Source organism: Methyloversatilis thermotolerans (genome assembly GCF_000372885.1).
GTDB lineage: Bacteria > Pseudomonadota > Gammaproteobacteria > Burkholderiales > Rhodocyclaceae > Methyloversatilis > Methyloversatilis thermotolerans.
Genome location: NZ_KB889967.1, coordinates 1566421 through 1593096 on the forward strand (window position 1 = coordinate 1566421; position 26676 = coordinate 1593096).

Sequence of the window (26676 nt, forward strand, 5' to 3'; positions counted from 1 at the left end):
AAAGCCCGCGGCCCGCATCCGCCCCATCGCGGCCAGAGACCGCCCATAACAGCTCGCCCGGACCGTCATCGGAGCCGGGGTTTGGTGGGCGCGGGCTTGCCCGCGATGCAGCTTCGAACAAAGTCCACGGCCCGCATCCGCCCCATCGCGGCCAGAGGCCGCCCACAACAGCTCGCCCTAACCGGCATCGGAGCAGGGTTTTCGTGGGAGCGGGCTTGCCCGCGATTGCGGCCTCGAACAAAGCCCACGGCCCGCATCAGCCCCATCGCGGCCAGAGGCCGCTCCCACAACAGCTCACCCGGACCGGCATCGGAGCCGGGGTTTGGTGGGAGCGGGCTTGCCCGCGATTGCGGCCTCGAACAAAGCCCGCGGCCCGCATCCGCCCCATCGCGGCCAGAGACCGCTCCCACAACAGCTCGCCCTAACGACGCTGTAGAAAAACCCCATTCCGGGGCAAGCAGTTGCTTCCGGCCCTCGCCGGTTCGAAGTCGTTCTTCCTCATTTCAGTCTCGCGATCTTCGCTTCATCGTCGTCTCCTGAGGGTCCTGCTCGGCCGCTGCCCGGCGCACTCGACAGGCGGTCCGAGCCGTGTCGGGCCCAGCTTACCTAGTTCGCGATATGGTGCTCGCGTAGCCATGGTGCACCAGGTAAGTAACGCTTCCACGCAACGCGCACACGCTGCGTCGCGCAGCGTGAAGCGGGTGAGCCGCTGTATAGTGCGCAGATTGCCCGAACACGGGTTCCGACGGTGGCGAAGCGCTAGGCGGCGATCCCATCTTTGCCCGTCAATTGAATCGATGCGGCCGCTTCATCCGCTCGGTTGTGGTGATTCGATGCCATCGCGCTTGCCGCGGAAAGAAGGGCGGACCTGTGCGCACCTTCGCGCGCGCGGCGCGCGCGCCGCACGGGCAACGGTGCGCAGCGCGCCGGCACGCAGTCGCGCCGGCGCCGGTGGTACTTCGTGGCGGGCGTGGCCGTGATGGTGCAGTCGCCGCCGTGCCGTTCAGCGCTTGCCCGCCGGGCAGAGCCCGTGGCTGCAGCGGTTCCGCTTCCCGGTGAAGTCTGTATTGGTCGTAGCGCTTGTGGTCGTGCCTGCGCTGCGCGGCTGCCTTCGCGCCTCTGGCATCGCGTATCCCACAGAGCGCATCGGGCTTGGCTCTGTGCTGTGGCCCTGATCCGGCGTACTCGGGTCGCGCCCGCCGCGGTAGCCGTTGTCACCAGATCCAGGCTGGGAATGTTTCCGCTATCCTCGAGTCCAGCGCGCCGAATCTCTCTTTGCTCGGCGACGTGATAGCCCCGGCGTCGGCGCCAGATTCGCCGGTGTCGGTGTGGGGGTGTGGTGCCGCAGGCATCCGATCACCGGCAGCAGCAGTTCCTGTTCCAGAGCCCGTGCCGTTCGCGCCTGCGCATCGACCGCACGGATCTGGTGCGCGCGGCATCGACCGCCGCTACGCCCGGTATAGCCCTGGATCCGCGCGCCTTGGCGGTGGCCGATCTTGGCCGAGTCGTTGTCGGTGCGGTTACTCAGGCGCACCCCGCCCTTGGCGCCGGCGCCGCTCGTCCGGATTGAGCCGCGAGCCAGTCCGCGTATCTTTGGCGGCTTCGCGTGACTCAAGCGTTCGCGGGTGCGCTGTGCGCGGGCGGCCTCGTCGTCGCAACCGGCGGCGCATCGCGCGCCTTTCTGCTCCTCGATCATGCGCTGCACAGGCCGCGTCCATCTTCGCCGCCTCGGCGCTCGAAATCGGCACGCGTGCCGCTCTTGGCCTTCGATGCGTTCGACGGCCAGCTTCACGCGCGTCGATGGCCAAAGAGAGCTCGCGGGCCGATCCAGGCGCCTGGCGGTCGCCTACCAGCAGCACCTGGGTGAACAGCGGCCCCTGGGCCTCGCTCACCCAGCGTGCTGATGAAGTGCGCAACCGTGGTGAAGTGCGGGGTCGCTGTCGCCGGAGACGGCCATGAACAGCACGTTGTGGCGGCAGGGCTGGCCCGGTGGCCGATGGAGCGGGGAGCTGCACGCCGCGCGAGTAGGGCGAGCAGCACGATCCTTGAGCAGCACCGCCGGATCGAGGAAGTCACCTGCTATCTCGGCGACCCCGGCACCGCCGGCGCGCCCGCGCCGGCGCAACGCTGAGCGTCACGGCACGGAGGACGGACAAGACTCGCCAAGCCGGTTTTCGAGGAGGTGGCGTGTAGCGCGCGACTCGGAGGTGCCGGGCAGACGGCCGCGCGCCATCGGACCGGGATGAGCTTCACCGCTCGGGGGTCTTGCAATCGCGGCCATCGCCGGGGGGCGGGCTCCGCAGAGGCGATGCTGCAATCTCGGGAACAACGGCACGGCGAACGGTGGGGCGGCAGGCAGGGGCTTTTCTACAGCCCCGGACCGCACTCGGGAGCAGGGTTTTCGTGGGAGCGGGCTTGCCCGCGATTGCGGCCTCGAACAAAGCCCACGGCCCGCATCCGCCGCATCGCGGCCAGAGACCGCCCATAACAGCTCGCCCGGACCGTCATCGGAGCCGGGGTTTGGTGGGAGCGGGCTTGCCCCGCGATGCGGCTTCGAACGAAGCCCGCGGCCCGCATCAGCCCCATCGCGGCCAGAGGCCGTTCCCACAACAGCTCGCCCGGACCGTCATCGGAGCCGGGGTTTGGTGGGGAGCGGGCTTGCCCGCGATGCGGCTTCGAACGAAGCCCGCGGCCCGCATCCGCCCCATCGCGGCCAGAGGCCGCCCATAACAGCTCGCCCGGACCGTCATCGGAGCCGGGGTTTGGTGGGAGCGGGCTTGCCCGCGATGCGGCTTCGAGCGAAGCCAGCGGCCCGCATCCGCCCCATCGCGGCCAGAGGCCGCCCACAACAGCTCGCCCTAACCGGCATCGGAGCAGGGTTTTCGTGGGAGCGGGCTTGCCCGCGATGCAGCTTCGAACAAAGCCCGCGGCCCGCATCCGCCCCATCGCGGCCAGAGACCGCCCACAACAGCTCGCCCTAACCGGCATCGGAGCCGGGGTTTGGTGGGAGCGGGCTTGCCCGCGATTCAGCTTCGAACGAAGCCCGCGGCCCGCATCAGCCCCATCGCGGCCAGAGACCGCCCACAACAGCTCGCCCTAACCGGCATCGGAGCAGGGTTTTCGTGGGAGCGGGCTTGCCCGCGATGCAGCTTCGAACGAAGCCCACGGCCCGCATCCGCCGCATCGCGGCCAGAGGCCGCTCCCACAACAGCTCGCCCTAACCGGCATCGGAGCAGGGTTTTCGTGGGAGCGGGCTTGCCCGCGATTCAGCTTCGAACGAAGCCAGCGGCCCATGGCACGGCCCTTGCCGCGCGCTTGTGCGATAATCACGCATTGCAGTCGCCTCGCCGGTTATGGCGCGGCATGAAACGGTGCCTGATGGCGCCTGACCTGTTCGCTCCTGGCGCCTGCTCTCCCGCGCCCTTTCCACGTGCTGGCATCACTGCCGCGCGACGGGCACCGGGTTTCCCCGAACCGATTTCCCCAGCCTGAACCGGCATGCCAGGCGGAAGTCCACAGAAGGTCATCGCGTCGCGACCCCGAACCGCGCGCCGGCCTCTGCACAAGAGAGCTTCGCACACATGTCGTTTGAAGAACTCGGGCTCATCCCCGAACTGCTGCGCGCGGTGGCCGATACCGGCTATACCTCGCCCACCCCCATACAGGCGCAAGCCATTCCGGTCGTGCTGGCCGGTCGTGACGTGATGGGTGGCGCCCAGACCGGCACCGGCAAGACCGCCAGTTTCACGCTGCCGCTGCTGCAGCGCCTCGCGCCTCATGCGAACAGTTCGCCGTCACCGGCCAAGCATCCGGTGCGCGCGCTCATCGTGTGCCCGACACGGGAACTGGCGATGCAGGTGCATGAAAGCGTGAAGACCTACAGCAAGCACCTGCCGCTGCGCTCGGCCTGCATCTATGGCGGCGTTGACATGAAGGCGCAGGTGGCCGAGCTGCGCGAAGGCCGCGAAATCGTGGTCGCCACGCCGGGCCGGCTGCTCGACCATGTCGAGGGCAAGACGGTGAATCTGGGCCAGGTGCAGATGCTGGTGCTGGATGAAGCCGACCGCATGCTGGACATGGGCTTCATCCCGGACATCAAGCGCATCCTGGCACTGCTGCCGACGCAACGGCAGAGCCTGCTGTTCTCGGCCACCTTTTCGGAAGAGATCAAGAAGCTGGCGCAGGCCATGCTGCGCGATCCGCAGCTCATCGAAGTGGCGCGCCGCAATGCCACCGCGGAAACCATCACCCACCGCGTGCACGCCTGCGACACCGACGACAAGCGCGCGCTGCTCACCCATCTGCTGACGCAGGACGCCTATGCCGGTCGCCAGGCGCTGGTGTTCGTGAACACCAAGTTCGGCGCCAGCCGGCTGGCGCACCACCTGGTGCGCCAGGGCATCGCGGCCGATGCCATCCACGGCGACAAGAGCCAGCAACAGCGTACCGAGGCGCTGGAAGCGTTCAAGAGCGGCAGCGTGCGCGTGCTGGTGGCCACCGATGTCGCGGCGCGCGGTCTCGACATCGAGGACCTGCCCTTCGTGATCAATTTCGAGCTGCCGCACAACGCAGAGGATTATGTGCACCGCATCGGCCGCACCGGCCGCGCCGGGCGTTCGGGCGAGGCGATTTCGCTGGCGGCGCCGGAAGAGAAAGGTCGTGTCGCCGACATCGAAAAGCTCATCCGCAAACCGATCGAAATCGCCGCGCTGCCCGGTTTCGATCCGTCGCGCGCGCGCGTGACCGAACTGCGCAACGAACGTCGCGCACGCGGCGACAGCGGCAACCGCGCGCCGCGCACGCCGCCACGCAGCAGCGCGCCCACGGTGGCGGCTGACGGTTTCGATTTCAGCAAGCCCTACCAGGCACCCGGCGACACCGGCGAACGCGCGGCGCCCGCTGCGCAGGACAGCGCTAATGGCGCGAAGAAACCGCGCCGTCAGGTGGCGGCCCTTCTCGGCGGCAGTGGCAAGCGCTGAACAGTTCGACCAGCCGGGCGGTCAGCGCCTGCATGGCGCCCAGATGCACGCCGGCCGGATCCAGGCCGGGCGCCCAGCCCTCAGCCTGCAGTCGCGCCGACAACAGCGTTGACGACGTGATCAGGTGCACCGGCACATCCCAGTCCGCCCCTTTTCCGCTGACCGCGCTGACCGGCTGGTGATCGCCGATCACGATGATCACCGCGTCGTGCGGCGCCTGTCGCGCCAGCCAGCCTGACAGCCAATCGAACTGATAGCGCATGGCCTGCACATAAGCGGGTACCGCATCGCTCCAGGACGCTGGCACCGCCCGCAGTGCGGCGACGCGGTCCGGATCGAAGCCGCGTCCGTCGAGCACGTCATGCCAGTTGTCGAGATAGGGCGCAACCGGATGGAAGGGCGCGTGCGTGGTGACGGTCGGGAACACCACGAAGCGCGGCGCACGCGCACCCGCGCCCGTGGCGGCGCGACGCAATCCGGCCTGCGGCATCGCCACGGGCGACAGCTCCTGCAGCATCAGGGCCGCCATCGCTGCCTGATCCGGCACCTGCCAGAAGCCGAAGGCCGGGCCGCTGTAACCGAGGTCATGCAGACCGGCCAGACGGTCGAAGCCGAAGAAGGCGCCCTCCGGCCAGGCGCTCTGCAGGCCCGGCATCCAGCCCACCGTACGGTATCCATGATGCGCGAAATGACTCACCAGCGTCGGTCGGTGTGTCGTGAGCAGCAGGCGGTAGTCATCCGGATCGCGGGTATCGATGCCGGACAGCAGCGCCGCATGCGCCAGCCAGGACGCACCGCCGAAGGTGGGTGAGGTGACGCGCGCGCTGAACACCTGGCGGCCGCTTTCGCGCAGCGCCGACAGCAGACGCTCGCGCCCGGGCGCGAGCCGTGCCGACAGCTCGGCGTTATCCACGGTGACCGCACCATAGGCTTCGGCGAACACGATGACGACATCGGCGCCGGCCAGGGCATCGAGGTCGGCGCTGAAATCCGGGCCGGGGCCGAGCGCCTGTTCTCCGCGCGGCGACAGCGCGCGCGCCAGCAGGCCCGCCTGGTCTGCCAGCATGGACGCCACCGGCCGCGCGAACATTTCGTCGCGATGCCCGGCACCGGCGCCCGACATCCAGACCGACAGCAGCGCCAGCGACAGGGTCAGGCAGATGATGCGCAACGCCGGCAGGCGCAGCAGTCCGCGCCCCAGCACACGCAGTGCCTCGCGCAGCACGAAAAACAGCAGTCCGGCCGACAGCAGCGCCACCGCCAGCACCGTTGCCGCGATCAGCGGCGTCCATGACGCCATCGCCATGGCCGCTACCGCCCAGGCATGGCGGCCGTCCCACCACACATTGAACGGCCGGCCAAGCAGCGCCGGGACCGTCACGTCGATGTAGTGCAGCCCGACCCAGATCAGCGCCAGCAGTGCCAGCGCATTCAGCGCAAGTCCGGATGGCGCGCGGCCGCGCATCGCGCACAGGGCCAGCACGCCGACCAGCAGCGCGAACTCCACCGACAGCGTCCACTCGAAGCGAGGCAGCGCGCCCGGCCAGTCGTTGCCGAATGCGCACAGCGCATTGAGCACGCACAATGACAGCAGGGCGAGCCCCCATTGCGGCAGTGCCTTCACCGGTTCAAGCTCTCCAACCCGCGCAGCGACATCGTGACCGCACCCTCATGAACCCTCCTGCTTTCCTGAACTGGCAGCACTGTACGCCGCGGGACATCCGCGCGCTGGCCGCGCGCGATGCGGTGGCGGTGCTTCCGCTCGGCGCCATCGAGCAGCATGGCGAACATCTGCCGCTGTCCACCGATCTCGACATCGCCAGCGGCCTGAGCGAAGCCGCGCTGCAGGCGATCGCCGACCCGGCGCGCGCCGTGCTGCTGCCGGCGATGGCGGTCGCCCTGAGCACCGAACATGCGGATTTCGCCGGGACGCTGACATTGCAGCCGGACACCGCGCTCGCCACCCTGGTGCAAGTGGGCCTGAGCGTGGCGCGCGCCGGCCTGCGCCGTCTGGTCATGGTGAACGCGCATGGCGGCAACAAGTCGGTCGTCGATCTGGCCGCACTCGAACTGCGCGCCCGCGCGCGCATGCTGGCGGTGCGCGCCCACACCTTCCGGCTGCCGCCACCGGACGATGCGATCGCGGGCGAGGAACTGCGCTGCGGCCTGCATGGCGGCGCGCTGGAAACATCGCTCATGCTGCATTTCGCACCGGAGCGGGTGCGGCGCGACGCAATCGACCATTTCGAAGCGCTGCCCGAGCGCGCGGCGCGCGAAGGCAGCCTGCTGGCGCCCGAGGGCGTGGCCGCCTTCGGCTGGATGGCGCAGGATCTGCATCCGCTGGGCGTGGCCGGCAATGCGCGACTGGCCGATGCCGACACGGGACGACGACTGGCCGGGCATTTCGCGGCACAGCTCGCCCGCATCATCGACGAAGCGGCCGGGTTCGATATGTCCCGGCTGCGCGATCGCGCGCCGCTGGATCCACCCTGACCGCGCGCGCGGCCAACCGGTCATTCAGGCGCTCTGACGCAGCACGGCGTCTTCGTCCGCCCCGCTCAACTCGAGCAAGGCATGCAGATCGTGGCCGTGACGATGTGCCTTGGCGTGCAGGTAGCGCCGGTTCTGCTCGGTCAGCTCACCGAACAGCGACTGCCGCGCCACGACCTCCAGGCCGCCCTGCTCCAGCGCCTCGATCTTGCCCGGATTGTTGGTGAGCAGGCAGATGCGCTGTATGCCGAGCTGGCCGAGCATGTCGCGCGCCATGCCGAAATCGCGGCCATCGTCGCCGAAGCCGATGGCATGGTCGGCATCAACGGTATCCAGCCCGCCATCCTGCAGCGTATAGGCGCGCAGCTTGTTGGCCAGACCGATGCCGCGCCCTTCCTGTGCCAGGTAGAGCAGGACTCCACCGCCCTGCGCGGCGATGGCGGCGACCGCGCGTCGCAACTGGTCGCCGCAGTCGCAGCGCAGGCTGCCGAACAGGTCCCCGGTCAGGCAGGCCGAATGCAGACGCACCGGCACGGCATCGCGCCATGCGGCAGGATTTCCGATCAGTATGGCCACGTGTTCGCGCTGTCCGTCCGCCTCGCGGAACAGCACGAAACGGCTGTCGGGCGATCCGGCCAATGGAATGCGCGCCTCGCTGACGCGGGTGAGCGCACCACCCGCGCCACCGGTAAAGGCCTGCAGACTGCGCCACTGCACCTCCAGCATGTCGCCCTGGGCGACGCGCAGGCGCAACGCCGCCTCGCGATCCGCGGCCACCGGAAAGGACAGCAGCGCCGGCAGGTAATGCGCCTGCATGAGCATGCGCAGTCCCGCCAGTTCGACCGGCTCGGCCGGTACGCGCACCAGCGTGTCGGGCAATTGCGCATCCGGCAGCGTGGCCCAGCCGTGCAGCAGATCGAGCCCGCCCTGCACCGGTGCCATCAGCGCCAGCCCGTCATGCGCGATGCTGTGGCCCAGCGCCTGCATGCGATGTCGCGTCAGCACCAGGCGCGGATGCGACCCGGCGAGTCGGCGCGCTTCGGTCAGTGCCTCGGCGGTGGCCGATTCCAGCGCGAGAGCCAGTGCCGCATCGCGCGCGCCGCGCAACAGCACCGGCCAGCCGCGGCGAAGATCGGACACGGCTCTCTGTATCTGACGCATATTCCTGTCTCCGGTATGGGGTGCCACCGAGAACTTCCGGCGACCGCATGCGACTTACCGACAACACAACGCACGCAGAGATGTCATGACGCGCTCCCCCGACGACATGCGCCGCACCTGGTCGCGCATCCTGCAATTGAAAACCGGTGATTGGTCCGCAGACGATGCCACATGGTTCCATGGCTCCGCCCCGGAAGACGCGGTGACCCGTGATGCACTGCCCGACGCCGGAGCGCCGGCCGCGCTGCGCGCGCTGTTCGGTCCGCTGCTCGCCGGCTCGCGCTGCTGCATCGCACAGCTCGGCCAGAGTCTGGACGGCCGCATCGCCACGGCGAGCGGTCATTCGCACTACATCAATGGCGTCGCGGCGCGCACCCATCTGCACCGGCTGCGCGCCGCCGTCGATGCGGTGATCGTCGGCGTCGGCACGGCCAACGCCGACGCACCGCGCCTGACCGTGCGGCTGGTCGACGGCACGCATCCGCAGCGCGTCATCATCGATCCGGACGGCCGCGCGCGCGGCGACCTGCCCGCCTTCGTCGACACCGATGCCCCCACCTTGCATCTGGTCGCGGCCGACGCCGAGGTGGCGCGGCACGGCGGCGCTCATGTCACGCAGTTGCGGCTGGCGCGAACCGGCACCGGCTTCGCGCCGCAGGCCATACTGGATGCGCTGGCCGCGCGCGGACTGCGGCGCGTGCTGGTCGAGGGCGGCGCGGTCACGGTTTCGCGCTTCATCGAAGCCGGCGTGGTGGACCGGCTGCATCTGCTGGTATCGCCCATGCTGATCGGCTCCGGCCGCCCCGGGCTGCAACTGCCCGACATCGCCACGCTGGAGCAGGCGCGGCGCCCGCGCGCGACGCTCTATCGCTGCGGCAGCGACACGCTGTTCGACCTCGATCTGCGCGCCGACGCGCGCGCGAGCACCAGCGCGCCCGGCAGGCTGGACAGCAGCACGCATACGCCATAGCACAGCGATATCGCCACGCCCTGCGCCGCATCCAGGCCGGCCTGCGCCCACAGCAGCGCGGCCGCACCCTCACGCCCCCCCAACCGGCCACGGTGAGCGGCAGCGACATCGCCAGCAGCACCAGGCTGGCCAGCGGCCACAGCTGCATCAGCGGTTGGCCGGCGCCGAGCGCACGCGCGCAGCACAGATAGGCGAGCACATAACAGACCACCACCGGCAGCGACAGCGCGAGCTGACGGGCCAGCATGCCGGGCGACGCCAGCGTGGCGCGCAGCGCCTGCGCGAAGGGCGACAGCCAGGACGGCATCCGCCCGGCCGACGCGGCCCACGCCAGGAACGCGGCGGACAGCACGAGCAGACCGGTCACCGTGGCCATCATGCCTTGCGGCGGATCGGGCAGACAGACGAGGCCGACCAGCGTGACCAGCCACAGCGCGATCTGGCCGGATGCGCGCTCGAGCACGACCGCCAGCCAGGGCGCGCTGCCGCGGCCGGCGCACCGGGCATGGCGCCAGGCACGCGCGGCATCGCCCGCCACGCCACCCGGCAGCACCTGGTTCATGAAAGTGGCCAGCGCGTACTCGCGCAACGCTTCGCGCACGCCCAGCGACAGGCCGAGTGCATGTGCCGTCATGCGCCAGCGCAGCGCCGACAGCAGAATCTGCGGCAGTGCCAGCAGCAGGGCCGGCAACAGCCACAGCGGCGCCGGCAGCGTCAGGGCGGTGAGCGTGTCCGCCACGCCGGTCGCCCACAGCACGAGGGCAACCAGCGCCGCACTCAGCAGGCCCCGCACATCTGTTCCAGCGGCCCCGCATCGGCCGCCGGGCAGGCAAACACATCGCCATGCCCGACCTCGATGCGCAGCACGCCGCGCGCCATGTCGGCGATGCGCCGGCCATGCCAGCGCAGTATGCGTTCGCGCGCCTGCGGACACTGGTCCAGCGCCGCATCGCGCCAGCCATCGAGCAGGCGGAAGCCGAGCGCGCGCACCGCCATGTCAGCGCAATCGAGCCGCCACGGGCTGGGCGCACGCCAGACGCGATAGCCCACGGCCTGCAGCCGCGCGCACAGCGCATCGACCGCCGCCGGGCCGAGCGCCGTACCCAGCCCCTTGTCGCGCATCTGGTGCGCGTTGAACGCATCGCGCATGAAGGCGTCGTCGGCATCCAGCGGGTCCAGCGTCCACCGGCCATCCACGCTCAGCGCGCACAAAAGTGCCGCCCCCGCCGCCGCGCAGCGCGCGCACAGCACATCCAGAAAGCTCACGTCCACCAGATCGAGCAGCGCGCTCGCGCTCACCAGGTCGGCATCGCGCAAGGCATCGTCATCGAGTGAGGCAAGGTCGCGCAGCAGCGAGGATCCGGACACCGGCGCGCCCCCGGCATCGCGCAGGCTGCCCAGCACCCGGCGCGCCCGCGCAAGCAGCGCGGCGTCGTGATCGATCAGAAGCCACTCCTGGAGTCCGGGCAGGCGCGGCGCGAGGTACACCGGATTGGCGCCGCTGCCGCAGCCCAGGTCGACGATGCGCGCCGCGCGTCCGGCGCAGCGCAGACGCAACCAGTGCGCTGCCAGACGGTTCAGCCGTTCGTCGCGCGCCGCGCTGTCGGCGGCCCGACGCACCGCCAGCCAGCCGGCATCGAACACCGCGTCCGGATGCGGCGCGACAATCATGCCGCCCGCTCCGCGCGGCTCTGCACCGCGTCGAGCACGCGGGCGAACGCGGCGCCGGCCGCGGTCCAGTCCTGCAGCCGCTCGCGCGCCGCGCGCGCGCCCTCGCGCAGCCGCCGTCGCAGGGCGCCATCGGTCAGCACGGCGTGCAGCGCGTCGGCCAGTGCCGCGGCATCGCCCGGCGGCACGGCAAGGCCGGCTTCGCGCGGCAGCGTGTCGGCCAGCGCGCCGCCGGTGGTCGTGACGACCGGCAGACCGCAGGCCAGCGCTTCGGTCACCACCATGCCAAATCCCTCGTAGTGCGACGGAAGCACGAATATATCCGCCTCGGCATAGGCGGTGTGCACCGCGCGCGGCGCGCGCTCACCCGCCAGTTGCACGCGCGACGCAAGGCCCAGCCGGCCGATGCGGCGGCTCACCTCCAGCGCATGCACCGGATCGCGCTCGACACTGCCGACGCACAGGCAGTGCCAGGGCAGGTGCTGCAGCGCGGCGAGCGCCTCGACCAGCACATCGTGTCCCTTGCGTGGCGTCACCGTGGCCACGCACAACAGTCGCGGCGGATCGCCATCGGCCGGCGACACCGGCCGCGCATCGACGCCCGGTTCCACCACCGACAGACGCTCGCCGCTCACGCCGAAGTCGGCCAGCCGCCGGGCCGTCCAGTGACTGGTCGCGATGACGTGCGCCACCTGTTGCAGCGCGGCGCGCTCGCTGTCGAGGAAGGCGGCTCGCAGATCGGCGTCGAGCCCCGTCTCGTCGGCCAGCGGGTGATGCACCAGCGCGATCAGCCTGAGCCGCCGCGCATGCAGCGCGGCGACATCGGGCAGGCCGCCCAGCGCCAGACCGTCGATAAGCACCGGACTGCCATCCGGCAGCGCGGCCAGCGCCTGCTGCAGCGCCGCGCGCGCAATCGCGTCGGCATGCGGAAAGCGGCCGGCCAGCCCCCGCACATGCACGATGCGGCCCTGCGCGTGCAGCGCGCGCACGATGCGGCGGTCGTACAGATAGCCGCCGGTGAGCTGGTCCGGACTGCCAGCGACGATCACATGCAGCATGGCGGCCACGCGCTCACAGTTCGCCTTCGTAGGCGGCCCACGCGACATGCGATTCGTGCAAGGTCACCTTGATGCGCTGCAGCCCGCGCGCCCCCACGCCGAGCCGGCCGGCACGCACAGCGTCCGCCAGACGGTCGAACAGCACGCGCGCCATGAATTCGGTGGTGGTGTTGCGCCCGGCGAAGGCAGGCTCTTCGTCCAGATTGCGGAAGTTCAGTTCGGCCAGCAGTTCGCGCAGCACGCTGCCCGCCAGCCCGATATCCACCACCAGGCCGTCGTCATCCAGCTCGCGGCGCTGGAAACAGGCGTCGACCACATAGGTGGCGCCATGCAGGCGTTGCGCCGGGCCGAAGATGGCGCCGCGGAAGCTGTGGGCAATCATGAAGTGGTCGCGGACATTCAGGGAATACATGCGGTGGTCCTCGCGGGGGGTCAGGGGTTCAGGAATAGCGGATGCGCAGGCACAGCGCGCCGTCGGGTGCGTGCGCCAGGCGGGACATCAGCGCCGGCAGGTCGGCGAAGGCCGCCTCGTCGCTGATGAGCGCATCGAGCGCCTCATGGACGAGCAAGGACAGGGCAAGTTCCATGCGCCGCCGGTAGTCCCAGCGCGCCTGGCGTGCCGGCGGCAGGCGACCGACCTGGCTGGAGCGCAACACGAGGCGCCGCACGTGGAAATCCTGACCCAGCGGCAGGGTGACCTCGCGCGTGCCGTACCAGCTCAGGTCGGTCACCGTCGCCTCGTCGCCCGCCAGCGCCAGCGCAGTACGCAGGCCCTCGCCGCTGCCGCTGGCATGGATCACCAGATCGCAGCCGGCGACCGCCTGCGCCGGCAGGCTGAAGCCCATGCCCAGCGCTGCGGCGAGAGCGGCGCGCCGCGGGTCGATATCGACCAGGTGCACCGATGTACCGGGCACGCGCGCGCACAACCAGCCCGCCAGCGCGCCGAGCACGCCGCCGCCCACCACCGCGATGCGGTCGCCGACGGCCGGTGCCGCGTCCCACAATGCATTCACTGCCGTTTCCATGTTCGCCGCCAGCACCGCCCGCGCGGCCGGTACGCCATCTGGCAGCGGCACGACCGCCCCGGCCGGCACGATGTACACATCCTGATGCGGATGCAGGCAGAACACCGTGCGGCCGACCAGCGCCTGCGCCGCCTCGCCCGCACCCGCCTCGACCTTGCCCACGCTGATGTAGCCGTACTTCACCGGCCCCGGCAACTCGCCCTGCTGGAAAGGCGCGCGCATGCGCCGGTATTCGCTGGGCGGTACCTCGCCGCGGAACACCAGCGTTTCGGTACAGCGGCTCACGCCCGAATACAGCGCGCGCACCCTGACCTCGCCCTCCCGCAGCGGCGGCAGCGGCTCGCGGCGCAGTTCGCCCCGCCCGGGCGCCACCGTCCAGAAGGACTGCGCCGAATCTTCCGTCATCACCGTGGTCTCCGCAAAACTTGCTGGCATCGTCATGGTCCACCCGCGGACATCCCGTATAGCGTATCGGTTCCGGCACCGCACCAGACAGCCCGCGATCCCATTTCCAGGACATCACGACGCGTGAAACCCCTGCTTTCCGCACTGCGACTGCCCATGCACCGCGAACTGGCGGTGCTTGCGCTGGCCTGCGCACTGCTGCAGGCCGCGGCCGCCACTGCGCTGGGGCTGCCGTCCGGCCGCCTGGCGGCCGCGCTGCTGCTGCAGGCGCTGCTGCTGGCGAGCGTGGCCCGGCTGTGGCCGGACGCCGCACGTCCGCTCGGACCGGCCAATGCGGTCACGCTGGCGCGGGCGGCGCTGGTCGCGGTGATCGCGTCGGCACTCGGGCACGGCGAAGGCGGCGCGCAGCCGGCGACCGGACTGGCGGTGCTGGCCGGCATCGCACTGCTGCTCGATGGCGTGGACGGCCAGGTGGCGCGCCGGCTGCGCTGCGCCAGCGCCTTCGGCGCCCGGCTGGACATGGAAATCGACGCCTTCCTGATGCTGGTGCTGTGCGCGCTGCTGTGGCAGCTCGACAAGGCGGGCGCCTGGGTGCTGGCGATTGGCGGCATGCGCTACGCCTTCGTCGCCGCCATGCCGCTGTGGCGCTGGCTGGACGCGCCGCTGCCGGACAGTTTCCGGCGCAAGCTGGTATGCGTGTGGCAGGTGCTCACCCTGCTGCTGTGCATGCTGCCGGTGGTCACGCCCGCGATCGCCGCACCGCTGCTGGCCCTGTCGCTGGCGCTGCTCGGCGCATCCTTCGCGCTCGACATCGCCTGGCTGTACCGCAACAGACCCCGTTGAACATAGCTCGTTGACCCGCACTGGAGGAGGCACCATGAAAAGCATGCGCACCCTGATCGCCATCGCCGCCCTGCTCGCCCTGCCCGCCGCGCATGCCGAACCGCGCACCTATGACATCGACCCGGATCACTTCTCCATCGCCTTCCAGGTGCGCCACATCGGCTATGCCGACACGCTGGGTCTGTTCCTGAAAGGACAGGGCAGCTTCGTGTATGACGAACAGACGCGCAAGCTGTCGTCCGGCCGCGTCGTGGTGTCCGCCGACAGCGTGTTCACCAACCACAAGGCGCGCGACAAGCATGTGCGCGACAGCGACTTCCTCAACGCCGACAAGTTTCCCGACATCGTGTTCGAAGCCACCGGCTACGAAGCCGGCGCCGACGGCAGCGGCAAGCTCAATGGCAAGCTCACCCTGCTCGGCCAGACCCACCCGGTCACGCTGGACGTGAAACTGAACAAGGCCGGCCCCTACCCCTTCGGCCACAAGAAGCACACCCTGGGCATTTCCGCGAAAACCACCCTCAAGCGCAGTCAGTGGGGGATGAGCTACGGCGTGGAACGCGGCCTGGTCGGGGATGACGTGGGTCTGAGCTTCGAGTTCGAGGCGATACAGAAGTAGGCCGTCGCCGGGTCCGACCGGCGGACGCGCTCGAAGCGCAAGAAGGGGCAGCGCGATGAGCCGGGCTCGCCCCGGACAGCCGATCCGCCTTCCTCTCTGGACGACGCGCGTGGCTGACCGCGCCAGGCATCAGGTTCTGGCGGGCTTGCTGCGGAGGCGGACATGGAGTTGGATCATCCGGCACAGGCCCTTTCGACCGTCGAGCCCGATCTGAAGGTCGCAGCGCGCGGCGGTTTGCCTTTGCCTTAATTGCCTACCGAAAGCGTCGCCGCATAGCAGCCTGCTGGAGCGAATCAGTAATCGGTGCGAAGCGCTCCCGGCAGTCATCCTGGGTGTCATGGTGTACGCGATACCTCAGGCTTGACCCGCACCGATACCCAGTGCCCGCCGTTCTCATGGACCATGAGCAGATCGGGATAGGTGGATACCATCTCCGAAAGCGATCCATGGCCATAGATCTTCGGTGAGAACCCCGGGTCGGTACGCTTCAGGTACTGACCGAGCGCGCCAAGGCCCACCCTGCCCTCGGGGGTATCCGCAGCCAGCAGCCCGACGGCACTGATGAGCATCTTCGGGCGGCGCTTGGCGGGGGGCTTGGCTGCTTCAGACTTGGCTTTCTGCCCCTCCTCAGTATCGGCAAGCGGCTCAGGCGGAACCCATTCGAAGAACTGGTCACTCGCGTTGCGCAGCGCATCTGGCGTCTTTGATTCACCGACGATGAGCACGGTGGCACCCCGCTCGCGCAATTTCCGGCACAGATAGGCGAAATCGGAATCGCTGGTCACCAGACAGAAGGTTTCCGCGCGAGCGTCGAACATCGCCTCGAGCGCATCAAGTGCCAGTGCGATATCGGCCGTGTTCTTGCCCGCTGCGTACTGGTATTGCAGACATGGCGTAAAAGCCAGCCGCACCAGCGCCTCCTGCCACCTGTTCGCCAGCGTCGCATGATTGCCGTATCCGCGCCGAAGCACGACACGGCCGAACTGCGCGACCACACGCAGCGCGTGCTCAAGAATGTCGGGCGAGGTGTTGTCGCAATCGGCCAGCACCGCGACCCGCGCATCGGCTGCACACATGGTGTTCCCCTGAGAATTCTCCGGGCACCTGCCCGTCGGCTCGTCGTTGAATATGCGTTATTCCGGAATGCTAACCAATCCAGTGGATCAAACAAATCATCAGCAGAGCCGCCGGAAAGAAGCCGCCCCGACCGCGACGCATTTCGTCGCACCCCACCTTCATGATGGACGTCCTCGATCCGGCAAGGACCTCGAAAAAGGAGTCCATATGAGTACATCCCCCGCCTCCGCGATACCCCCCACCCCGCAATCGCGCAAAGTTCTGTCGTGGCTCGAAACGCAGGGCTACAGGCCGTCAGTCGACGACGACGGAAACCTGCGCATCGTCATGTTCGGTCGCCGCTACCTGATCACCCACCAAGGCGATGACGATACCTACTACCGGCTGGCCGCCCATCGTATCCACACGTTCGACGACGTCGGGCGCGATGACGAATAGGCTGCCGCGCTGGAGGTCACCGCCTCGACCAAGGTCGCCCGCTGCATCGTGCACGGCAATCATGTGAGCGTGATTGCCGATGACCACGCGGTTCAACGCGTAGAGCTGATGCGGCAATGGCACCACGCTGGACTGGATCGGGGCCAGCAGCAGGTTGTCCTCCAGCGCATCCAGCAACTTGGCCGCCGCCGTGGTGTGCAGGATCTGCTCCACGCTCGGGCGCGCGCTTTACAGCGAAGCCAGATCCACCGCCCGGGCGCGCACCACCGCGACCTTGGTCGGCAGCCAGACGCGGTAAGCCACCTAGCCCCACAAGTCCTACCGCTCGATCACCCGGCACGGCGATGCCTGCCGGGTGAACCAGCACCAGTCGCCGACGGCATGATCCAGCGAAAGATGCATGGGCGAGACTTGCGATTCCGACACCATCATCACTCGTCGAGAGCTGCCATGTCAGGCGGGAACCAAAGACGAAGCGCATCCACGATCGAACGGAATGAATCGCACGCCAGCAAGCCGGTGATTCCGGCGCGCTTACCTATTTCCTCGAAATCTCTTGGAGAAACGGTGCGCTTGAGTTTTTCGCGCATGACATATTCGAAAAGCTCTTTGGGCTGCTCCTGCTTGAGAGTCTCCGCAGAGATGTTCAGCTTCTGCGCACGCTCCGCGACCCATTCCCCCAACTGCGCAGTTGTCACCCCGCAGTGGGCAGCAACAGCATTTTCGCAATGCCACAACCACTGCTCAAGTTCGGGCACCAGCACCACGACCGCGCTATTACCGCTCCAGGTGTATGCATCCAGCTTGCCCTGAATGTCCCCAGCGGCCCGGATCGGCTCCTGCTTGTGGTCGCGCCCCGAACCGTGGTGGTCCCACATCAGCAAAGCCTTGCCGTAACGCCCTTTCTTCATGCGCGCCAGTTCTGCGCCACTCTGCACCATCCCCGCATCGCGCTGCGGGTGGCGTTCGATATCAAAGCTGATCGCCCGAATGCCAAGTGCCTGGTGCTTATTCAGCGTAGATCTCATGAAGGCCAAAGCATCGGCATCGGCAACATAAACGAGCAAATCCTTCATTCGAGCACCCCGGCGGCAAAGACGATACCGAGGTCGGGCGCTCCGTCCCAAGCCTTGAGCATGGGATGCTCCACTCCCGGCGTGATATGCGCACCTTGCTCATCCCGACTGAAGCACAAGAGCGGCTCCACGCCACATTGCTGCACCACGAATGGCGAATGTGTCGCAAGCAACATCTGCGATCCAGGGATGGAAGACAGGGATCGAAGGATGATTTCCAGTGCCTTGGGGTGCACTCCGTTCTCTGGCTCCTCAACCATGTACACGGCTGTTTCGTGCGGCAAAAATGCCGGAATGGTCAGCGCCAGCATTCGCAAGGTGCCGTCAGACAGCACCCAGCTCGGCGCCTCCAGACCATTTTCATAGCGCAGCATCAAGTATTCGGCGTTGTCTGCCTGGCGCCTGGCCCAGCCAATGCTGACCAAGTCGGGCAAGGCATAGCGCAAGTGCTCCGTCCAGCGAGCAACCGGCGAATCTGGCTCAGCCCAGTACGGCCCTAGTCCGCCATTCGCACCCAGCAAGCGGCCCACCACACGCGCCAGGTTGGTGCCGTCCAGATCCAGGTCCGTTGGTCGGGTGGCCGGACATGGCAGGCGCATCGCCGGGCTGTTAAGCTGGATGTAGCGAACCCCCTGCATCAGGAAATTGCGCACAGCATTAGCTGTGGGATAACGCTCCTCGTCGGGCGGCGTCAAAGCCAGAGTCAGCTTGTCGAGGCCAAAATTGAAGGAGTCTTGATAGGTTCCCTTTTCCCTTGAGTAAAAGTCAGTACCCTTGGCTGTTTTTCCCAACAACCGTTTGGGCTTGACCTTCTGACTGAACGTCAGCTTCTGCCCGCTGGGCAGCCAGCTCTTCGAATACTGCCTAAGCTGCTCGTCTTCCACACACACACCCAACTTGGGGTCTTGTCGAATGGCGAGGCGGTAATTCAGCAAACTTTCAGCAGCATCTGGAAACCGTGCCGAAAGATCGAGCCACAGTTCAACTTCGATGATTCCACCCTGCCGCAACCAAGTCAGGTCGTTGAAATCCGCAATGTGGCGCGACTCGACCGCCGCAGCGGGGCTCTGTGCCAAGCAGTCGCGAACGAAGTCGATGGCATCCAGAAAAGTCGTCTTCCCCACACCGTTGGGGCCAACCAGCACATGAAAAGCAGACAGCGGCAGATCGACGATCTCCCTGATGCCTTTGAAATTGCGAATCGTCAGGCCCACAATCATGATGCGTCCTCTGTTCGGGTCATCGCGAGATCATAGAGGGTGAGCAGCTTTTCGTCCTCTTGCAGCGTTTCCTCTGGCAGCTTGTTGGCGATGCCGATGATGGTCTGGTAGTCCTTGGCTGCCCATGCCGCGCGGAAACCGGCGCGCAGCACTTCCAGACGCGATTCCTTGATCTTGCGACCGGTGAACGACCGATAGGTCTCGAATTCCTTGAGCAGCGCCTTCTCGCGCTTCTTCTCCAGGTCCTGCGCCTTGTTCGGATCGGGCACATACCAGCGATCCTTGGCCTTGGCCACCAGCGCTGGGCTGTTCTTCTCCAAACCGCGCAGATCCTTGTGGTTGGTCGAGAGGTAGCTGTGAATTTGGCTTGGCACCTCGCCGGTACCGTCATAACGCAAGAAGTTGTCCAAGCAACTGGTCCAGCTTCGGAATGAGCTCGCCCTTGCGCTTAGCCGACCCGATCTGCGGAATGTACTCGTGGTGAATCTCCGATCGAGTCGATGGGCGCTTGAGCAGGAAGTTGGTCAGCCAGTCGATGGCACTTCGCTCATCGGAAACGAACAACTCTGCCTGCTTCACTTGCGGTATGCGCGACCGCGCCTTTTCGTACTCGACCAGTTGGTCGGGCAGGAACACCATCCCATCCATCTCGCGGAAGCGGACCGGCAACTCGGCCAGAAACTCTGGCGTCGAAATGGGCACCATTGCGCCGTGGCGGATGAACCAGGACGCCATGCGATCGTAGATACGACGCGGGTCGCGCTCGACGATGTTCAGAAGCTCCTGCGGGTAGCCAGACGTGACTTTCACGGCAGGCAGTTGCTTCAAGTGCGTCTGGACAAAGTCCCAAGCCGAGTCGATGGTTGCCCGTTCGCTTGAGCTCAGTGGGTGAGCCTTGTACGCAACATGATGCCGCAGCCGCACGACGATATTTCGTGTGCAACCGATGAATCAGCCATTTGGATGATGCGACCATGAAACTGCCGGCCCCCGATGCGGAGCGCGCGATGTACGTGCCCCACCCTTTCACCGACTACTGCCCGAGCCCGATGCCGGACGGTTCCATGCTCTGGCATGCCGTAACCGGCGACGGAGCGGATGCAGACCTGAGGGCTGCGCGCTGGAATCTGATCTGGCTGAGTTCGCCCGCGCTCGAGCACGCCCTGACGCTGCCGCGTGCAGGCGGACCGCACTGGAAGGCGGTGGTGCCCAACCTGCACCTTTCTGTGCTGGCACCGATCCGGCCCGAACTGCGCCACGCGGTGCTGTGCGAGCCTTCGGTGTTCCGGGCCTGGCTGGCGCGGCAGCGCGGCGACTGCATGCTGAATGCGAACGATGCGGTCATGCCGATGGTGCTCGCAAGACTGGATGAAACCATCGCGCGTCTGGCCACCCGGCGTATGCCGGAACCGTCAGCGAACAACCGCTGCAACGTGACCTTCGTCGACTTCCGGGCCGCGCGCTGAGTAGACGCGATCATGACCGCACAGACCCCCGAAAGCCTGCTAGTCGACGGCCGCCCGCGCCCGATGTGCTCCGAGCCGCTACAGGACTACTTCCAGCTCGCTGGCGTCGATGCGAAATTCGAGTTCACATGCACCGCGTTGTGGCGTGGCTATATCGGCCATCGGGAAATGGCGCACAACCGCCTTTGGGCCCGCGTCCGGCACGGTCAGGTGCTTGACGCGATTACTGTCGAGCGAATGCGGGAGCCCGCTGGATAGCGGCAGCATCACGGTGCCTTGCTTGAATGCTGGCGGAAGCGGTGAGATTCGAACTCACGAACGCCTTGCGACGTTGCCGGTTTTCAAGACCGGTGCATTCAACCACTCTGCCACGCTTCCGGAGGCCGCTGCGGCGCCGTGCGGCGGCGCAGGGTGTGATGAGGCGCGCAGTCTAGCACGGGACTTGCATTGAAACTTGTGGTGGGTTCCGTTAGTCTTTAGGACACTAAGTTCCCATCGGGAGACATCGATGCAACCGCAATTCCAGACTATCCAGACCTCCGGTTCGCTGTCCGCCGGGCAGAATCGCGTACTGCGCAACACCTACCTGCTGCTCGCCGTTTCCATGGTGCCGACGCTGTTCGGCGCGCTGGTCGGCATGCAGATGCGCTTCAGCTTTTTCGCTGGCAGCCCGCTGATCAGCTTCCTGCTGTTCATGGGCATTGCCTGGGGCTTCATGTGGGCGATCGAGAAGAACAAGAACAGCGGCCTGGGCGTGGCGCTGCTGCTCGGCTTCACCTTCTTCATGGGGCTCATGCTGAGCCGCATCCTGCAGGTGGCTCTCGGCTTCTCGAATGGCGGCACGCTGATCGCGATGGCGGCAGGCGGCACGGCGGCCACCTTCTTCGTGCTGTCGTCGATCGCGGCCACCACCAAGCGCGACTTCTCGGGCATGCGCGGCTTCCTGGCCGTCGGCATGATCGTCATCCTGGTCGCGCTGGTCGCCAACATCTTCCTGCAGATGCCGGGCCTCTACCTCGCCATTTCGGCGGCTATCGCACTGATTTCGGCGGCCTGGATGCTGTACGACATCCAGAACATCGTGCGCGGCGGTGAAACCAATTACGTGTCGGCTTCGCTGTCGGTGTATCTGAATCTGTACAACCTGTTCGTGAGCCTGCTGAACCTGCTCATGGCCTTCACCGGTCAGCGCGACTGATCGTCGGCACAGCCTGAAAAAAGCCCCGGGTGGCGCGAGCCTCCGGGGCTTTTTTTCGTCCGCAGCGCGGGCGCGCGGCGCGCCCCGGGACTTGCGGCGTACGCGTGCTTGCCCGCGTTCAGTTGCGTTCGATCAGCGCGATCGATTCCACGTGCGAGGTCTGCGGGAACATGTTGGCGATGCCTGCACCGCGCACGCGGTAGCCCTTTTCGTGCACCAGCACTGCCAGATCGCGCGCCAGCGTAGCCGGATTGCAGGACACGTACACGATGCGCTGCGGCGCCGCGTCGTCGGCCGCGTGCGGCAGCGCCTTGCACAGTTCCACCGCGCCCTCGCGCGGGGGGTCGATGAGCATCTTGTCGAAATGCCCCAGCTTCGCGAGCGACTGTTCGCTGGTATCGAACAGATTCGCCACCGCAAAGCGGCAGCGCTCGCCCAGGCCGTTGGCGTCGGCATTGCGCGCGGCACGCTTGACCAGCGCGTCCGCGCCCTCGATGCCCACCACGTCGGCGCCCAGGCTGGCGATGGGCAGCGAAAAATTGCCCAGGCCGCAGAACATGTCGGCGATGCGCTCGCCCGGCTGCGGTGCGAGCAGCGACATCGCGCGGCGCAGCAGCGAGCGGTTGATGCCGTGATTCACCTGCGTGAATTCGGTCGGTGCGAAAGCCAGACGCACGCCGAAATCGGGCAGCGAGTAGGCCAGTTCCGGCATCGGCAGCGGCCAGAAAGGCGTGGCGGTTTCGGGGCCACCTTCCTGCACATAGATGAGCACGCGCTGCGCGTCGCCGAAGGCGCGCAGCGCCGCTTCGTCGGCCGCCGTCATCTTCTCCAGGATGCGGAACACCAGTACCGTCATCTGTTCTTCGCGCTCGCCGCCAATGGCGATTTCGATCTGCGGCAGCCGGTCGCGCAGCGACAAGCCGTCGATCAGCGTGCGCAGCTTCGGCAGCAGCGCGGACACATGCGGCGGCAGCACCTCACAGGAATCCATGTCCGCCACATAGCTCGAACGCTTCTCGCGGAAGCCCACCAGCACCCCGCCCTTGCGCGCAACGTAGCGCACCGACAGCCGTGCGCGGTAACGGTAGCCCCAGCCCGGACCGACCAGCGGCGCGAATACGGTTTCCGGCTTCACCCGGCCGACATGCCACAGCGCGTCTTCCAGCACGCGCTGCTTGACCGAGGCCTGGGCCGACACGTCCAGATGCTGCATGCTGCAGCCGCCGCAGTAGCCGAAATACCTGCAGCGCGGCGTCACGCGCTGCGGGCTGCTGCGCAGGATGCGACTGATCTGCGCCAGTTCGTACGAGGACTTGCGGCGATAGGGCGAGAAGTCGACGGTTTCGCCGGGCAGCGCGCCATCGACGAAGATCACCTTGCCTTCGTGATGGGTGACGCCACGGCCTTCGTGATCCAGCGATTCGATGCGTGCAACCGGCATGGCAAGTCCTGCGAAAAAGCGAAAGCGCGGGATTTTACCTGTTGCGTGCATGGCGTCCGCACCATGGCGGATAATCGCGCCCCATGGACAAGACACTGCTCGGCGGGCTGACGCCCCGCACCTTCCTGCGCGACTACTGGCAGAAAAAACCGCTGCTGATACGCGGCGCCCTCCCCGGCTTCACCGGACTGATCCCGCGCGACGAGCTGCTCGCGCTGGCGCGCGACGAGGACGTCGAATCGCGCTTCATCGAACACGACGGGCGCAACTGGCGGCTGGAGCGCGGCCCGCTACCGGCCTCGCTGCTGCGCCGGCCGAAGACCCGGCCCTGGACCGTGCTGGTGCAGGGCCTGAACATGCTACGGCCGGAAGCGGATGCGCTGATGCGCCGCTTCAGCTTCATCCCTTACGCGCGGCTGGACGACGTGATGGTGAGCTACGCCACCGACGGCGGCGGCGTCGGCCCGCACTTCGATTCCTATGACGTGTTCCTGCTGCAGGGCAGCGGTCGCCGCCGCTGGCAGATCAGCGAACAGACCGACCTCGCGCTGGTCGATGGCGCGCCGCTGCGCATCCTGAAGAATTTCAGGCCGGAACAGGAGTGGGTGCTGGAGCCCGGCGACATGCTGTACCTGCCGCCCAAGTGCGCGCACAACGGCATTGCCGAGGGCGAATGCACCACCTATTCCATCGGCTTCCGCACGCCGTCGATGCAGGAACTGGTGACCGGCTTTCTCGACCATCTGCGTGACGAGGTGTGCGTGAGCGGCATGTATGCCGATCCCGACCTCACGCTGCAGGCCGATCCGGCGCAACTGCCGGGTGCCATGGTGGACAAGGTCGAGGCGCTGCTGAAGACGCTGACCTGGTCACGCAAGGATGTCGAACAGTTTCTCGGCCGCTATCTGAGCGAGCCCAAGCCGCATGTGTTCTTCGATGCGCCGGACGACGCGCTGAGCGCCGCGCGCTTCGCGCAACGCGCCGTGAAGCACGGTGTGCGGCTGGATGGCCGTACGCTGCTGCTGCGCAGCGGTGCGCACTTCTGGATCAATGGCGAACCGGTCGACGTCACGCCTGGCGCGCGCGCCGTGCTGCGCGAACTGGCCAGCACCCGCGCCCTGCCCGCGGTACCGGCGGACGGCGACACGATGAACCTGCTGTTCGAGTGGTACTGCGACGGCTTCCTGCATCTGGGTAACCGTACCTGATGACGGGCGGCGAGCTCATCTTCACCGATCGCGCCGGCTATCAGGCCGCCGTCGCCGACTGCGTGGGCACGCTGCACGGCTCGCTGGACATTTTCGATTTCGATCTGACCGCAACCGGCCTCGATACGCGCACCATGGTCGAACGGCTGCACGCGGCACTGATCGCTGCGCCAGGCAGCGAGGTGCGCGTCGTCCTGCACGACGCGAAGCCGCTGCAGACGCGAATGCCCCGGCTGTGGTCCGCCTGCGCCACGCACGCACATCGCATTCGCATCCGCGAGACGCCTCGCAGCCTGAAGCACCTCACGGACTGCTTCATCCTGAATGGCCGCGAAGCGCTTGTGCGCCGCATTCATCGCGACCACTGGCGCGGCCGCTACATGCGACAGGATGTCGCGGAAGCGAGCGCCTATGCCAACCGTTTCGGCGAAATCTGGGCCGCCTGTTCATGTTGCATCAGCACAACAAGGCTGGGCTTGTAAATCCTTGTTTCGACCCCGTACCCTTGCCGCACTGAGGTCATGCTAATATTTTGGGCTGGTCGAGCTATATCTGCTTGATCGGGTGGAAAGACCGAATTCACGTTGTCGCCAACAGCCAAGGAAATCAAAATGCAAAAGTCCCTCCTCCTCGCCGCCATCCTCGCTGCTGCCCTGGCCGCTTGCTCGAAGCCCGAAGAAGCTCCGGCTCCGGCTCCGGCTGCTGAACCCGCTCCGGCTGCTGCTCCGGCCGAACCGGCACCGGCTCCGGCTGACGCTGCCCCGGCTGCTCCGGCTGACGCTGCCGCCCCGGCCGCTCCGGCTGACGCTGCTCCGGCCGCTCCGGCTGATGCTGCTCCGGCTGCCCCGGCTGAAGAGAAGAAGTAATCTCTCGGCAGAGAGCGCATGAAAAAAGCCGGCACTCGCCGGCTTTTTTCTTTTGCTGCGCCGGCAAACACATCACGGCATCGCAAGAGGCCGGACCACCGGCGTACGCACCAGAAAGACAGGGTGCGCACACCACGCCGTCACCTCATTTGCTGCCCTTCGCGCCCGCTTCGAGCTGGGCCAGGCTGTCCTTGATCGGCTGTACCAGCGGTGAATCAGCCGGCAGCATGGCGAGCAGCTTGTCCCAATGCCTGTGCGCGGCGGCGGCATCGCCTCGCTGCATCGCAGCGCCCCCGGCCAGAGCAAGCGCCTTCATATTGTCCGGATCCAGCTCCAGCGCCTTGAGCAGCAGCTTTTCCGGCTCGCCGCTCAGCCTGCGCTCCTGACGCATCGCCAGCGCATCGGCGTAGTCCGCCCACACCTGGGCATCATTGGGCACCAGCGCCGCCAGCTTGTCATAGGCTGAAACCGCATCGTCGAAACGCCCCATCGCGAAATACGAGCGCGCCAGCATGCTCCAGCCTTCCGCGTTATCCGGCTCGCTCTTCAAACGCTCGGCGAGGCGATCCACCATGGCTGCGATCTGTTCGGGCGTGACCGGCGCCTGTTGCGCCGCGGGCGGCTCGGAACGCCGCGGCGCCTCGATGGCGGCCGGAGAGCCCAGGGCGAGATAGACCGGCACCGCGACCACCGGTACCGACAGCGCTGCAACGAAAGGCAGCCAGCGCCGCTCGGGAGCGACCCGCTGCGCGGGCGCCGCGCCCGCTTCATCCAGCACGCGCCTCTCCAGCTCCGCACAGGAAATACGGTATTGCTCGGGATCGATCAGACCGGCCGCAAGATCGCGATCCAGTTCGGCCAGCGCATCGCGATGGATGGCCAACGTCAGCGTGCGCTGGGCTTCGTTTCCGGACGCCACCGCTCGCCGCGTCAGCGGAAGGGCGACGAACAGCAGCGCCAGCAGAAGCATGAGCGCCACACCCACCATGAAAGTGATCAAGCCTTGTTCTCCTCGCCGTCGAGCAATGCACGCGCGCGGGCACTTTCATCGGCACTCAATGTATTGGCCACCGCAGCACGGATGGCCCGGCTGCGCAGACGGCGCAGCAGCAGCACGACCACGACGAGCAGCAGCACGAACGGTCCCGCCCACAGCAGCAGGGTGCTGGTCTTGAGCGGCGGCCGGTACAGCACGAAATCGCCGTAGCGGTCGACCATGTACTGCTTGATTTCATCGTCGCTGCGGCCGGCGGCGATCTGCTCGCGCAGTTGCTGCTTCAGATCCAGCGCCAGGTCGGCGTGCGAATCGGCGATGTTCTGGTTCTGACAGACCAGGCAGCGCAATTCCTCGCCCAGTTTCTGTACGCGGGCTTCGAGCGCCGCATCCGCCGCCACCGGCAGGGCTTCGTCCGCCACGGCATGAAACGGCAGCGCCGCCAGCGCGAACAGCATGAACAGGCGGCGCATG

26 protein-coding genes, 1 tRNA gene and 1 pseudogene are annotated in these 26676 nt (G+C 67.3%); 9 read left to right on the forward strand and 19 right to left on the reverse strand.

Features of this window, described 5'->3' with window-relative positions:
• Window positions 1-1243 precede the first annotated feature (1243 nt).
• A complete protein-coding gene (locus A3Q7_RS20765) occupies window positions 1244-1696 on the reverse strand; it encodes a hypothetical protein (protein WP_198289161.1) in 453 nt (150 codons plus the stop codon).
• Between the two features lie 1885 nt (window positions 1697-3581).
• Between A3Q7_RS20765 and A3Q7_RS0106690 the strand changes: the two genes are divergently transcribed.
• Window positions 3582-4979, forward strand: a complete 1398-nt coding sequence (locus tag A3Q7_RS0106690) for a DEAD/DEAH box helicase (RefSeq protein WP_018411087.1) — start codon at window positions 3582-3584, stop codon at window positions 4977-4979.
• On the opposite strand, the gene A3Q7_RS0106695 is transcribed toward A3Q7_RS0106690, so the two are convergent.
• Window positions 4915-6603 (reverse strand): alkaline phosphatase family protein, encoded by a 1689-nt coding sequence (locus A3Q7_RS0106695; protein WP_018411088.1) that lies wholly within the window; start codon window positions 6601-6603, stop codon window positions 4915-4917. The genes A3Q7_RS0106690 and A3Q7_RS0106695 overlap by 65 nt on opposite strands.
• A 47-nt stretch (window positions 6604-6650) precedes the next feature.
• Between A3Q7_RS0106695 and A3Q7_RS0106700 the strand changes: the two genes are divergently transcribed.
• Complete coding sequence (locus tag A3Q7_RS0106700; protein ID WP_018411089.1) at window positions 6651-7472, forward strand: creatininase family protein; 822 nt, start codon at window positions 6651-6653, stop codon at window positions 7470-7472.
• A gap of 24 nt (window positions 7473-7496) precedes the next feature.
• On the opposite strand, the gene A3Q7_RS0106705 is transcribed toward A3Q7_RS0106700, so the two are convergent.
• Window positions 7497-8630, reverse strand: a complete 1134-nt coding sequence (locus A3Q7_RS0106705; protein WP_018411090.1) for a GTP cyclohydrolase II — start codon at window positions 8628-8630, stop codon at window positions 7497-7499.
• 85 nt (window positions 8631-8715) lie between these two features.
• Between A3Q7_RS0106705 and A3Q7_RS21115 the strand changes: the two genes are divergently transcribed.
• Window positions 8716-9600, forward strand: coding sequence for a RibD family protein (locus A3Q7_RS21115; RefSeq protein ID WP_018411091.1), 885 nt, complete (start codon window positions 8716-8718; stop codon window positions 9598-9600).
• A 130-nt stretch (window positions 9601-9730) separates the two neighbouring features.
• Here the strand turns inward: A3Q7_RS21115 and A3Q7_RS21120 are convergent.
• The 5 genes and pseudogenes from A3Q7_RS21120 to A3Q7_RS0106730 form a co-directional block, all read right to left on the reverse strand.
• Window positions 9731-10393 (reverse strand): annotated as a pseudogene (locus tag A3Q7_RS21120) (lysylphosphatidylglycerol synthase domain-containing protein); the annotation flags it as partial.
• Window positions 10378-11271 carry a class I SAM-dependent methyltransferase gene (locus tag A3Q7_RS20905; protein WP_051079113.1) on the reverse strand — a complete coding sequence of 298 codons (894 nt, stop codon included), beginning with the start codon at window positions 11269-11271 and terminating at the stop codon, window positions 10378-10380. The gene A3Q7_RS20905 and the pseudogene A3Q7_RS21120, both read right to left, overlap by 16 nt.
• The gene (locus A3Q7_RS20910; protein ID WP_040570842.1) at window positions 11268-12326 is read right to left on the reverse strand and encodes a glycosyltransferase family 4 protein; all 1059 of its coding nucleotides are present in this window, start codon (window positions 12324-12326) and stop codon (window positions 11268-11270) included. Before A3Q7_RS20910 ends, A3Q7_RS20905 begins: the two co-directional genes overlap by 4 nt.
• Before the next feature lie 13 nt (window positions 12327-12339).
• Entirely contained in the window at window positions 12340-12738 is a 399-nt protein-coding gene (locus A3Q7_RS0106725; protein ID WP_018411092.1) for a 6-pyruvoyl trahydropterin synthase family protein, read from the reverse strand.
• 28 nt (window positions 12739-12766) lie between these two features.
• The gene (locus A3Q7_RS0106730) at window positions 12767-13756 is read right to left on the reverse strand and encodes a zinc-dependent alcohol dehydrogenase (RefSeq protein ID WP_018411093.1); all 990 of its coding nucleotides are present in this window, start codon (window positions 13754-13756) and stop codon (window positions 12767-12769) included.
• A 123-nt stretch (window positions 13757-13879) separates the two neighbouring features.
• On the opposite strand from A3Q7_RS0106730, the gene A3Q7_RS0106735 reads away from it, so the two are divergent.
• Both A3Q7_RS0106735 and A3Q7_RS0106740 read left to right on the forward strand, forming a co-directional pair.
• The gene (locus tag A3Q7_RS0106735; protein WP_026224574.1) at window positions 13880-14599 is read left to right on the forward strand and encodes a CDP-alcohol phosphatidyltransferase family protein; all 720 of its coding nucleotides are present in this window, start codon (window positions 13880-13882) and stop codon (window positions 14597-14599) included.
• A 34-nt stretch (window positions 14600-14633) separates the two neighbouring features.
• On the forward strand, window positions 14634-15218 hold the full coding sequence (locus A3Q7_RS0106740; protein WP_018411095.1) for a YceI family protein: 585 nt from the start codon (window positions 14634-14636) through the stop codon (window positions 15216-15218).
• 335 nt (window positions 15219-15553) lie between these two features.
• Here A3Q7_RS0106740 and A3Q7_RS0106750 read toward each other — a convergent pair whose 3' ends face one another.
• From A3Q7_RS0106750 to A3Q7_RS20925, 6 genes are all read right to left on the reverse strand, one after another.
• Entirely contained in the window at window positions 15554-16294 is a 741-nt protein-coding gene (locus A3Q7_RS0106750) for an NYN domain-containing protein (RefSeq protein WP_018411096.1), read from the reverse strand.
• Between the two features lie 295 nt (window positions 16295-16589).
• On the reverse strand, window positions 16590-16946 hold the full coding sequence (locus tag A3Q7_RS20915) for a hypothetical protein (RefSeq protein WP_018411098.1): 357 nt from the start codon (window positions 16944-16946) through the stop codon (window positions 16590-16592).
• A 218-nt stretch (window positions 16947-17164) separates the two neighbouring features.
• Window positions 17165-17809, reverse strand: coding sequence for a methylation-associated defense system protein MAD4 (gene mads4 / locus A3Q7_RS0106770; RefSeq protein WP_018411100.1), 645 nt, complete (start codon window positions 17807-17809; stop codon window positions 17165-17167).
• Window positions 17806-19029: an AAA family ATPase gene (locus tag A3Q7_RS0106775; protein WP_018411101.1), complete on the reverse strand. Its 1224-nt coding sequence runs from the start codon at window positions 19027-19029 to the stop codon at window positions 17806-17808. Before A3Q7_RS0106775 ends, mads4 begins: the two co-directional genes overlap by 4 nt.
• Window positions 19026-19439 (reverse strand): hypothetical protein, encoded by a 414-nt coding sequence (locus tag A3Q7_RS20920; protein WP_026224575.1) that lies wholly within the window; start codon window positions 19437-19439, stop codon window positions 19026-19028. Before A3Q7_RS20920 ends, A3Q7_RS0106775 begins: the two co-directional genes overlap by 4 nt.
• Window positions 19417-19857: a hypothetical protein gene (locus A3Q7_RS20925; RefSeq protein WP_198289163.1), complete on the reverse strand. Its 441-nt coding sequence runs from the start codon at window positions 19855-19857 to the stop codon at window positions 19417-19419. Before A3Q7_RS20925 ends, A3Q7_RS20920 begins: the two co-directional genes overlap by 23 nt.
• Before the next feature lie 146 nt (window positions 19858-20003).
• On the opposite strand from A3Q7_RS20925, the gene A3Q7_RS0106790 reads away from it, so the two are divergent.
• Window positions 20004-20495, forward strand: coding sequence for a hypothetical protein (locus tag A3Q7_RS0106790; RefSeq protein ID WP_232417850.1), 492 nt, complete (start codon window positions 20004-20006; stop codon window positions 20493-20495).
• A 78-nt stretch (window positions 20496-20573) separates the two neighbouring features.
• Here the strand turns inward: A3Q7_RS0106790 and A3Q7_RS21125 are convergent, their stop codons facing one another.
• Window positions 20574-20765 carry a hypothetical protein gene (locus A3Q7_RS21125; protein WP_232417852.1) on the reverse strand — a complete coding sequence of 64 codons (192 nt, stop codon included), beginning with the start codon at window positions 20763-20765 and terminating at the stop codon, window positions 20574-20576.
• Between the two features lie 18 nt (window positions 20766-20783).
• Window positions 20784-20873 (reverse strand) — tRNA-Ser (locus A3Q7_RS0106800).
• A 130-nt stretch (window positions 20874-21003) separates the two neighbouring features.
• Here A3Q7_RS0106800 and A3Q7_RS0106805 point away from each other — a divergent pair.
• On the forward strand, window positions 21004-21693 hold the full coding sequence (locus tag A3Q7_RS0106805; protein ID WP_018411104.1) for a Bax inhibitor-1 family protein: 690 nt from the start codon (window positions 21004-21006) through the stop codon (window positions 21691-21693).
• A gap of 118 nt (window positions 21694-21811) precedes the next feature.
• Here the strand turns inward: A3Q7_RS0106805 and rlmD are convergent, their stop codons facing one another.
• Window positions 21812-23134: a 23S rRNA (uracil(1939)-C(5))-methyltransferase RlmD gene (rlmD, locus tag A3Q7_RS0106810; protein ID WP_018411105.1), complete on the reverse strand. Its 1323-nt coding sequence runs from the start codon at window positions 23132-23134 to the stop codon at window positions 21812-21814.
• A gap of 83 nt (window positions 23135-23217) precedes the next feature.
• Here rlmD and A3Q7_RS0106815 point away from each other — a divergent pair, with 83 nt between their 5' ends.
• Together A3Q7_RS0106815 and A3Q7_RS0106820 are read left to right on the forward strand one after the other, a co-directional pair.
• The gene (locus A3Q7_RS0106815) at window positions 23218-24342 is read left to right on the forward strand and encodes a cupin domain-containing protein (RefSeq protein WP_018411106.1); all 1125 of its coding nucleotides are present in this window, start codon (window positions 23218-23220) and stop codon (window positions 24340-24342) included.
• Window positions 24342-24824: a DUF7931 domain-containing protein gene (locus A3Q7_RS0106820; protein WP_018411107.1), complete on the forward strand. Its 483-nt coding sequence runs from the start codon at window positions 24342-24344 to the stop codon at window positions 24822-24824. Before A3Q7_RS0106815 ends, A3Q7_RS0106820 begins: the two co-directional genes overlap by 1 nt.
• A gap of 529 nt (window positions 24825-25353) precedes the next feature.
• Here the strand turns inward: A3Q7_RS0106820 and ccmI are convergent.
• Both ccmI and A3Q7_RS0106830 read right to left on the reverse strand, forming a co-directional pair.
• Window positions 25354-26208, reverse strand: coding sequence for a c-type cytochrome biogenesis protein CcmI (gene ccmI / locus A3Q7_RS0106825; RefSeq protein WP_018411108.1), 855 nt, complete (start codon window positions 26206-26208; stop codon window positions 25354-25356).
• A complete protein-coding gene (locus tag A3Q7_RS0106830) occupies window positions 26205-26675 on the reverse strand; it encodes a cytochrome c-type biogenesis protein (RefSeq protein WP_018411109.1) in 471 nt (156 codons plus the stop codon). The genes ccmI and A3Q7_RS0106830 overlap by 4 nt, the downstream gene beginning before the upstream one ends.
• Window position 26676 lies beyond the last annotated feature (1 nt).